We start from the raw sequence: 9,127 nt of genomic DNA, 5'->3' as shown, positions 1-9,127 counted from the left end.
TGCCCTGGGTTCTACTTCGAATACACCACGCCGGCGTACCTGGAACTGCAATACAAGCGCTTCAACCCGCGCGGCGGGTCGTACATGCCGTACTACCTGTCCGTCTAGCAATAGCAACGCGCCATGTACTGACTTCGCTATCAGCGAGCCGGTCGTTATTCACAAAATCCGTAGGGACCAAGAAAAATGAGTGGCTGGCGCTGAGGCGTGCGGCAATTTGTCTCTAATCGCTTGTTTTTCCTGCCTTTTATAGAAGGTGTTCAGAAAATCGCCAGCGTGTACAGAGCTAGCGCTGGTCTGCCTTTGCGAGGGTTGCCCAGAAAGTGCTCACAGAGTTATCCACAGGTTTTGTGGGCAACCTCTTCCGATATTTCGTCTTTCCCGTTTGGCAGCGGTCGAAGCTGGAAGGAGGTGCCTGTTGCATTGCCGGGCCGAAGCCGGGTTTCTGTGTTTTTCTGCTTCAGTTCGGGGCGCACCATTCGCTTCTGCACTGTTCGAGTTCATTTCTGTTCGCCGTTCCTGAACCTGCTCGTAGCTGCTCAAGCCTTGCCGAATGGGCGCTTCCGATAAATGTGACGGCCCTGGCACAACTGCTGCAAGACCCATGGCAAACCCACTCAGCTGGGTCCGTCCAATCGGTCAAAGGCGATCGACAGCCAACATAGGCTTGGGCGAGACGGTGCTCAGACGGCATCGATAGAACAGGCAAAGGCGCCTGGAAACCGCGAGGTTTCCAGGCGTTTTTTTTGCCGCGGATAAACCTGATTGGCCAGGCCGGGAAACGCTATGAACACCACAGTTGCCTCCACCTCTGACAAGCAAAGGCTGATCGTCGTCGGCAACGGCATGGTCGGCCATCACTGCGTCGAGCAGTTGCTCGCCAATGGCGCCTTGGAGCAGTACCGGATCGACGTGTTCGGCGAAGAGGCGCAGCGGGCCTATGACCGCGTGCACCTGTCCGAATACTTCGGCGGCCGCGACGCGGAGTCCCTGGCCATGAGCGCGGTCTCCCTCTATGAAAAAGAGGGTTTGACCCTGCACCTGAGCGTCCAGGTGCTGGAGATCGACCGCGCCAAGCGCGAGGTGGTCACCGCTAAGGGTCGCTTCGGCTACGACAAGCTGGTGCTGGCCACCGGTTCCTATCCCTTCGTGCCGCCGATCGAGGGTGCCGAGGGCGAGTCGCGGCTGGTCTACCGCACCCTCGACGATCTCGATGCGATTCGCGCGGCGGCCAAGGGTAAGCGCCGTGGCGTGGTGGTGGGTGGCGGTCTGCTCGGTCTGGAAGCGGCCAATGCGCTGAAATCCCTCGGTCTGGAGGCTCACGTGGTGGAGTTCGCGCCACGCCTGATGCCGGTCCAGTTGGATGACTTCGGCGGTGCTGCGCTGAAGAGGCGTATCGAAGACCTGGGTGTCGGCGTGCACCTGTCCAAGGCCACCCAGTCGATCACGGCCGGCGAGGAATATCGCTACCGGATGAATTTCGCCGGCGAGGATTTCCTCGAGACCGATCTGGTCGTGTTTTCCGCCGGCATCCGCCCGCAGGACGCGCTTGCCCGCGCCTGTGGCCTGGAGCTGGGGCCGCGTGGTGGTGTGGCGATCAACGATCAGTGCCTGACCAGTGATGAGTGCATTTATGCCATCGGCGAATGCGCGGCCTGGAACGGCGGCATCTTCGGCCTGGTTGCTCCGGGCTACCAGATGGCCCGCCTGGTGGCCGCCGAGCTGTGCGGCCTGGAAGGTTCGCCCTTCCTCGGTGCGGACATGTCGACCAAGCTCAAGCTGCTCGGCGTGGACGTCGGCTCCATTGGCGACGCCCACGGCGCGATGCCGGGTGCGAAGAGCTACCGCTATATCGACGAGGCCACCGCCAGCTACCGCCGCCTGGTGGTTTCCGCCGATGGCAAGCAGGTACTCGGCGCCGTACTGGTGGGCGATAACAGCTATTACGACACCCTGCTGCAGTACGCGCAGAACGGCATCAAGCTGCCGGCCGATCCGGCCAGCCTGATCCTGCCGGCGGGCGAGGGTGCTCCTGCCCTGGGCGCCGATGCGCTGCCCGCCACTGCCACCATCTGTTCCTGCCACAACGTCAGCAAGGCGTCGATTTGCGAGGCCATCGATGGTGGTTGCACTGACCTGGCCGGGATCAAGGCTTGCACCAAGGCTGCCACCGGTTGCGGTGGCTGCGCGGCGCTGCTCAAGCAGGTCTTCGAGCATGAGCTGACCGCCCGTGGCGTGGCAGTGGACAAGAGCTTGTGCGAGCACTTCGCCTATACCCGCCAGGAGCTGTATCACTTCGTTCGCGTCGAGGGCATCGAGACCTTCGAGGAGCTGCTGGCCAAGCATGGCAAGGGCCATGTCGGCTGCGACATCTGCAAGCCGGCGGTGGGTTCGATCCTCGCTTCCTGCTGGAACAAGCCGATCATGGACCCGTCGCTGGTACCGCTGCAGGACACCAACGACACCTTCATGGCCAACATGCAGAAGAACGGAACCTACTCGGTGGTGCCGCGCATTCCCGGCGGCGAGATCACCCCGGAAGGACTGATCGCCATCGGCCAAGTGGCGAAGAAATACGACCTCTACACCAAGATCACCGGCGGCCAGCGCATCGACTTGTTCGGCGCCCAGTTGCACGAGCTGCCGGATATCTGGAGCGAGCTGATCGCCGCCGGCTTCGAGACCGGCCATGCCTATGGCAAATCCACCCGCACGGTGAAGAGCTGCGTGGGCAGCACCTGGTGCCGCTACGGCGTGCAGGACAGCGTGAAGATGGCCCTGGACATCGAGCACCGCTACAAGGGCCTGCGTTCGCCGCACAAGCTCAAGTTCGCCGTCTCCGGCTGCACCCGCGAGTGCGCCGAGGCGCAGAGCAAGGACATCGGCGTGATCGCCACCGAGAACGGCTGGAACCTCTACGTGTGCGGCAACGGCGGCATGCGCCCGCGCCACGCCGAGCTGTTCGCCACCGACCTGGATGACGCGACCCTGATCCGCTACATCGACCGCCTGCTGATGTTCTACATCCGCACCGCCGACAAGCTGCAGCGTACCTCGGTGTGGCGCGAGTCGCTGGAAGGCGGCCTGGATTACCTGAAAGACGTGATCATCCACGACAGCCTGGGGCTGGCCGCCGAGCTGGAAGCCCAGATGCAACTGGTGGTCGACCGCTACGAATGCGAATGGGCCAACGCCCTTAGCGATCCGGAGAAGCTCAAGCGCTTCCGCACCTTCGTCAACGAGCACGGCGGCGACCCGGATATCCATTTCGTCAAGGAACGCGGACAGCGCCGTCCGGCGCGGTCCGGCGAACTTCATCTGATCCCGCTGACCGAGGAGGCCCACTGATGAGCCAGTCCAATACCGCCCTGAACATCGCCGAATATTGGCAGCCGCTCTGCTCGCGCAACGACCTGGTCGCCAACTCCGGCGTGGTCGCCCTGGTCGAGGGGCAGCAGGTGGCGTTGTTCTACCTGCCGGATACCGAGGAAGAAGTCTTCGCCATCGGCAACCGCGATCCGAAGTCCGGTGCCAACGTGATCGGCCGTGGCATCGTCGGCCAGATGGGTGGCGATCTGGTGATCGCCTCTCCGCTGTACAAGCAGCATTTCCGTCTGAGCGACGGCAGTTGCGTGGAATACCCGGAACAACAACTACAAGTCTGGCCCGCCCGCCTTTGCGGGGATCGGGTGGAAATCCGTCTCTAGCCGCTGCCTTCAGAGAGAGATCACGCTCATGTCCTATCTGGTCCCCGCCGAGTTCGCCACCAAGATGGTGGATGCCGGTGAATCGAAGATCTACATGTCCACCCGCGACACGCTGATCCGTGCCTTCATGGCCGGCGCCATCCTGGCCCTGGCCGCTGTGTTCGCGGTGAGTATCAGTGTGCAGACCGGTTCGCCGCTGGTGGGCGCCATGCTGTTCCCGGTCGGTTTCGTCATGCTGTATCTGATGGGCTTCGACCTGCTCACCGGAGTGTTCGTACTCACCCCGCTGGCCCTGCTGGACAAGCGCCCCGGCGTCACCGTCGGCGGTGTGCTGAAGAACTGGGGCTTGGTATTCACCGGCAACTTCGCCGGTGCCCTGACCGTCGCGTTCATGATGGCGTTCGTCTTCACCTACGGCTTCTCCACCGAGCCGGGGCCGATCGGCGAGAAAATCTCCCACATTGGCGAGGCGCGTACCCTGGGCTACGCCCAGTATGGTCTGGCCGGCTGGCTGACCATTTTCCTGCGCGGCATGCTGTGCAACTGGATGGTGTCCATGGGCGTGGTCGGCGCGATGATCTCCACCACCGTCAGCGGCAAGACCATCGCCATGTGGATGCCGATCATGCTGTTCTTCTACATGGGCTTCGAGCACTCGGTGGTGAACATGTTCCTGTTCCCCTCCGCGATGATCATGGGCGGCGATTTCTCGGTCATGGACTACATGCTCTGGAACGAAATCCCCACCGCCCTGGGTAATCTGGTGGGCGGCCTGGCCTTCACCGGCCTGACGCTCTACGCCACTCATGTGAAGACCGCGCCGAAACGTACATTCGGTTGATCCGGCCGGAAGCTCCGTCGAGGGGCTTCCGCGTTTTCTTCGCCCAGCGATTCCGGGCCGCATGACCAGCAAGGGCAGGCATGTCGCAACTCAGCGTTTCCGTCGGCCAGCATTCCGCCAAGGGCCGCAAGTCGGTCAACCAGGATTTCCATGGCGTCTGCATCCCGCCGGAGCCGCAGCTTTCCAGCAAGGGCATCGCCATTGCCGTGGCCGATGGCATCGGCAGCAGCGCCGTCAGCCATATCGCCAGCGAGGCGGCGATTGGCAGCTTTCTCGAAGATTACTACTGCACCTCCGACGCCTGGTCGGTGAAGAAATCCGCGCACCGGGTGCTGATGGCCGCCAACTCCTGGCTGTACGCCCAGACCCGACAGAGCCAGTACCGCTACGACATGGACCGGGGCTACGTGTGCACCCTGAGCGCGCTGGTGCTCAAGGCGACCACCGCCTACCTGTTCCATGCCGGCGATACGCGCATTCATCGCCTGCGCGACGGCGAGTTGGAGCGCCTGACCGAAGACCATCGCCTGTGGGTCTCCCGCGAGACCAGTTATCTCAGCCGAGCCCTGGGCATTACCCCGCACCTGGAGCTGGATCACCGCAGCCTGTCCCTGGAAGTGGGCGATCTGTTCCTGCTGACCACCGATGGCGTGCACGAGCACCTGACGGCGGCCGCCATGGTCGAACTGATCCACGCCCACGGCGACGATCTGGATGGCGCCGCCCGGGCCCTGGTGGATGCGGCCCTGAGCCGGGGCAGCGATGACAACCTCACGGTGCAACTGGTGCGCGTAGAGGCACTGCCCAGCCGTGACGCGGACGAATTGCACCGGCAACTGGCCGAGTTGGCGCTGCCGCCGTTGCTGTCGCCACGCATGGAGTTCGACGGCTACCGCATCGTCCGCGAGATCCACGCCAGCAGCCGCAGCCACGTCTACCTGGCGCTGGACGGCAACGCGCCGGTGGCGCTGAAAGCGCCGTCGGTGGACTTGCAGCAGGATCGCGGGCACCTGGAGCGCTTGCTCACCGAGGAGTGGATCGCCCGCCGCATCGACAGTGCCCATGTGCTCAAGGCGCCTGCCCAGACGCGCCGGCGGAGCTACCTCTACACCGTCAGCGAGTTCGTCGAAGGCCAGACCCTGCGCCAGTGGATGGTAGACAACCCCAGCCCCGGCCTGGAGAAGGTGCGCGATCTGATCGAGCAGATCGCCCGTGGCCTGCAAGCATTCCATCGCCTGGAAATGCTTCATCAAGACCTGCGCCCGGACAACGTGCTGATCGACGCCACCGGCACCCTCAAGCTGATCGACTTCGGCTCCGCCCAGGTGGCCGGCCTGCAGGAGCGGGAGTCCCTTCCGCGCGACCAGTTGCTCGGCACCGCCCAGTACGCCGCTCCCGAGTATTTCCTTGGCGAGAGCGGCTCGCCGCGCTCGGATCAGTACTCCCTGGGGGTGATCGCCTATCAGTTGCTTAGCGGTCGCCTGCCCTATGGTGCCGAAGTGGCCAAATGTCGGACCCGCGCCGAGCAGGGGCGCCTGGTTTACCAGCCGTTGCGCGACAGCAACCGCGAGGTGCCGGCCTGGATCGACGACGTGCTGCGCAAGGCCGTGCATCCCGATCCGCACAAGCGCTACGCCGAGCTGTCGGAGTTCCTCTACGAGCTGCGCCACCCGAGCGCCGAATTCCTGCGCAAGCAGCGCCCGCCGCTGCTGGAGCGCAACCCGGTGCAGTTCTGGCGCAGCGTTGCGCTGGTCCTTGCGGCGCTGGTCTTCTGGTTGCTGCTGCGTCCGGCTGGCTAGGGCCTGCTGGCTACGGGCTATGCACCGGCTTGGCTATCAGCCTCTCAATCGTTATGCACAAATCCTCTTATGCTGGACGATCGTGCAAAGTGCTATCAGCACATACCCGAAGCGATTGAATAACTGCTTGTTTTTATTGCGCTTTGTAAGGGGCGTTCAAAAAATCGCCAATAGCCGTGAGGCTCTTGATAATCGGCCTTTGCGGCATTTGCTCAGAAAGAATCAACAGAGTTATCCACAGCATCTGTGGGCAACCGGCGCTCCGCGAGCAGCAGGGCGTTGCGGGGCGTGAGGCGATGAGAGCAGAAGGTTCCCAGGGTCACGTCGTAGCCCTGGTTCTGCAGGTAAAGCGCGCGATCGAGCAGCAGCCAGAGTTCCATCGGGCGGCGAAACAGGCCTCGCAGCAATTCCAGGTTGCGCACCTCCGCCAAGCGCTGCCAGCCGGCGTGTTCCAGGCGCTGCCAGTCACGGTTGGCCGGTGAGGGCAGTCCTTTCAGTTCCGCCAGGTCGCGGCAGTAGTCGGCGAACGGTTTGTCCAACCAGGCCGGCGGTAACGAGGGCACCGGCAGGTAGGCGTCGCATCCACGCAGTTCGCGCTGGAGCAGGTCGAAGGCCAGGCGGCGGGCCATGGACGCATCGCGCTGGCGGCGGACGCGGGCCCCGGCGGTCACGGTTTCGGCCAGCGGCAGGCGCAGGTCGTCCTGAGACAGGACGAGCGACGAGCCTTTGCCTTCTGCGGAGAGCGGCAGGTAATCGTTGGTGCCGATACGGTTGTAGCAACAGGGCGCAATCGCCAACTGGTCGCAGCCAGCGGTACTGGCCAGTTGCATCAGGCGGATATGCAGGTCGCCGCAGGCGTGCAACGCCACGGGGGTGTGCGCGGTATGGAGACGGTCGGCGGCATCGTCGGCAAGGACGTCCTGCTGCTGGTGCGTCGCGTCGAGACCGAGGCGGTCGCTCAGAGTCTGTCCGGCTTCAACCAGTGCGCCGTCGTATTCCAGGCAGGTGAGGGCCGCGCCGCTGCGGACCGCCAGCAGCCTGCCGAGATGGCCCTTGCCGGAGCACCAGTCGAGCCAGTGCCCGGTAGGCCGCTGGAAGGACAGGCGGCTGGCGAAGGCTTGGATCTGTTCCCACTTGCGGCCGGGGATGTCCACGTTGAAACGGGAGGGCAGTTCGGCGACCGGTTGTGCGGGAAGCTCGTCCAGTGCGCCGAGCTGGGCCGCGCGCTCCGCGAGGAGGGGAAACGGATCGGGTGCGGCCAGATATTCCGGGTGGTTATGCGCGGCATCGGCGTCGGCCAGCGTACGTCGGCGCAACCAGAGGGATAGCTCCGGGCAGCGCTCTTCCCAGGGCAGGTGCAGGTCGGTGAACGGTTTGGGCCGCCAGAACGCCTGTGTTTCCAGCAGGAAGGCATCCAGGGCGAGGAATCGTTCGCGCAGTCGTGCGCCGCTGAGCAGGTTGGACATGGTGAGGAGAGAGAGCTGGCGAGCGGCGATTATATCGCCGCCCGCGCCCAGCGTCCGCCGGGCTCAGCGCGCCTGGGTGGCGTCGACCCGCAGCCAGCGTTCCAGCAGGCGGAAGCCGCGTACCAGGAAGAAGGCGATCAGCAAGTAGAACATGCCGGCGGCGAAGAAGATTTCCACCGGCAGGTAGGTGCGGGCGATGATGGTCCGCGCCATGCCGGTCAGCTCCAGCAGGGTGATGGTGCTGGCCAGGGCGCTGGCCTTGAGCATCAGGATTACCTCGTTGCTGTAGGCCGGCAGGCCGATCCGTACCGCGCGCGGCAGGATGATGTAGAACAGCGTCTGCGTCCTCGACATGCCCAGCGCACGGGCCGCTTCCACTTCGCCATGCGGCACGGCCTGGATGGCGCCGCGCAGGATTTCGGCAATATAGGCGGCCGTGTGCATGGTCATGGTGATGATGGCGCACCAGTACGGATCGCGCAGATAGGGCCAGAGCGGTCCCTTGCGAATCACATCGAACTGCGCCATGCCGTAGTAGACCAGGAACAACTGCACCAGCAGCGGCGTTCCGCGGAAGAAAAAGATGTACCCGTAGGGGAAAGCGCGCACGTACCAGTGTCGCGAAGCGCGGGCGATGCCCAGCGGAACGGCAAGGATCAGCCCGGCGACCACGGCGATGGCCACCAGCTCCAGGGTCAGCAGTGCACCGTCGGCGAGGCGCGGCAGCCACTTGATGATGACGTCCCAGTTCATGTCGTGCTCCTGACGAAACCGCGGCTTGCGCGCTTCTCGAGGTAATGCATGCCGATCATGGCGAGGACGGTCAGGCCCAGGTAGATGAACGCGGCGACCATATAGAAGGTGAAGGGCTGCTTACTGGCCGTGACCGCGATCTGCGAGCGGCGCATGATTTCTTCCAGGCCGATCACCGAAACCAGGGCGGTGTCCTTCATCAGGATCATGAATAGGTTGCCCAGGCCGGGCAGGGCGACGCGCCACATCTGCGGCATGATCAGCCGCCAGAAGATCCGGCCCTTGGACAGGCCGAGGGCCAGGCCGGCTTCCCGGTGGCCGCGCGGAATCGCCAGGATGGCGCCGCGGAAGACTTCGGTCGCATAGGCGCCGAAGCAGAGGCCGAGGGCGATGGTGCCCGCGGCGAAGGCATTCAGTTCGAGGCTTTCCACGCCGAGCAGGTCGGCGAGGCTGCGCATCAGGTTGACGGTGCCGAAGTAGATCAGCAGCACCCAGAGCAGCTCGGGCACGCCGCGCACGATGGTCGAATAGCTTCCGCCCAGCCATTGCAGCGGCTTGTAG

The 9,127-nt window shown here is 64.0% G+C and carries 7 protein-coding genes; 4 read left to right on the top strand and 3 right to left on the bottom strand.

Annotated features, from left to right (window positions below):
• Positions 1-786 precede the first annotated feature (786 nt).
• The 4 genes from nirB (at position 787) to BZL41_RS17570 (ending at position 6,347) form a co-directional block, all read left to right on the top strand.
• Positions 787-3,348 (top strand): nitrite reductase large subunit NirB, encoded by a 2,562-nt coding sequence (gene nirB / locus BZL41_RS17585; RefSeq protein WP_095600508.1) that lies wholly within the window; start codon positions 787-789, stop codon positions 3,346-3,348.
• Complete coding sequence (gene nirD, locus BZL41_RS17580) at positions 3,348-3,707, top strand: nitrite reductase small subunit NirD (RefSeq protein ID WP_084335884.1); 360 nt, start codon at positions 3,348-3,350, stop codon at positions 3,705-3,707. The genes nirB and nirD overlap by 1 nt, the downstream gene beginning before the upstream one ends.
• Before the next feature lie 28 nt (positions 3,708-3,735).
• A complete protein-coding gene (locus BZL41_RS17575) occupies positions 3,736-4,548 on the top strand; it encodes a formate/nitrite transporter family protein (protein WP_095600507.1) in 813 nt (270 codons plus the stop codon).
• Positions 4,549-4,628: 80 nt separating this feature from the next.
• On the top strand, positions 4,629-6,347 hold the full coding sequence (locus tag BZL41_RS17570) for a bifunctional protein-serine/threonine kinase/phosphatase (protein WP_095600506.1): 1,719 nt from the start codon (positions 4,629-4,631) through the stop codon (positions 6,345-6,347).
• A gap of 212 nt (positions 6,348-6,559) precedes the next feature.
• On the opposite strand, the gene BZL41_RS17565 is transcribed toward BZL41_RS17570, so the two are convergent.
• From BZL41_RS17565 to BZL41_RS17555, 3 genes are all read right to left on the bottom strand, one after another.
• Positions 6,560-7,813, bottom strand: coding sequence for a methyltransferase (locus BZL41_RS17565; RefSeq protein ID WP_095600505.1), 1,254 nt, complete (start codon positions 7,811-7,813; stop codon positions 6,560-6,562).
• 63 nt (positions 7,814-7,876) lie between these two features.
• Positions 7,877-8,566: an ABC transporter permease gene (locus tag BZL41_RS17560; RefSeq protein WP_084335880.1), complete on the bottom strand. Its 690-nt coding sequence runs from the start codon at positions 8,564-8,566 to the stop codon at positions 7,877-7,879.
• A partial coding sequence (locus tag BZL41_RS17555; protein ID WP_095600504.1) for an ABC transporter permease occupies positions 8,563-9,127 on the bottom strand: 565 nt, incomplete at its 5' end. The genes BZL41_RS17560 and BZL41_RS17555, both read right to left, overlap by 4 nt.

Source organism: Pseudomonas sp. PIC25 (genome assembly GCF_002286785.1).
GTDB lineage: Bacteria > Pseudomonadota > Gammaproteobacteria > Pseudomonadales > Pseudomonadaceae > Pseudomonas_M.
Note: the sequence above shows the minus strand (reverse complement) of the source record. Positions and strands in the feature narration are given on the sequence as shown.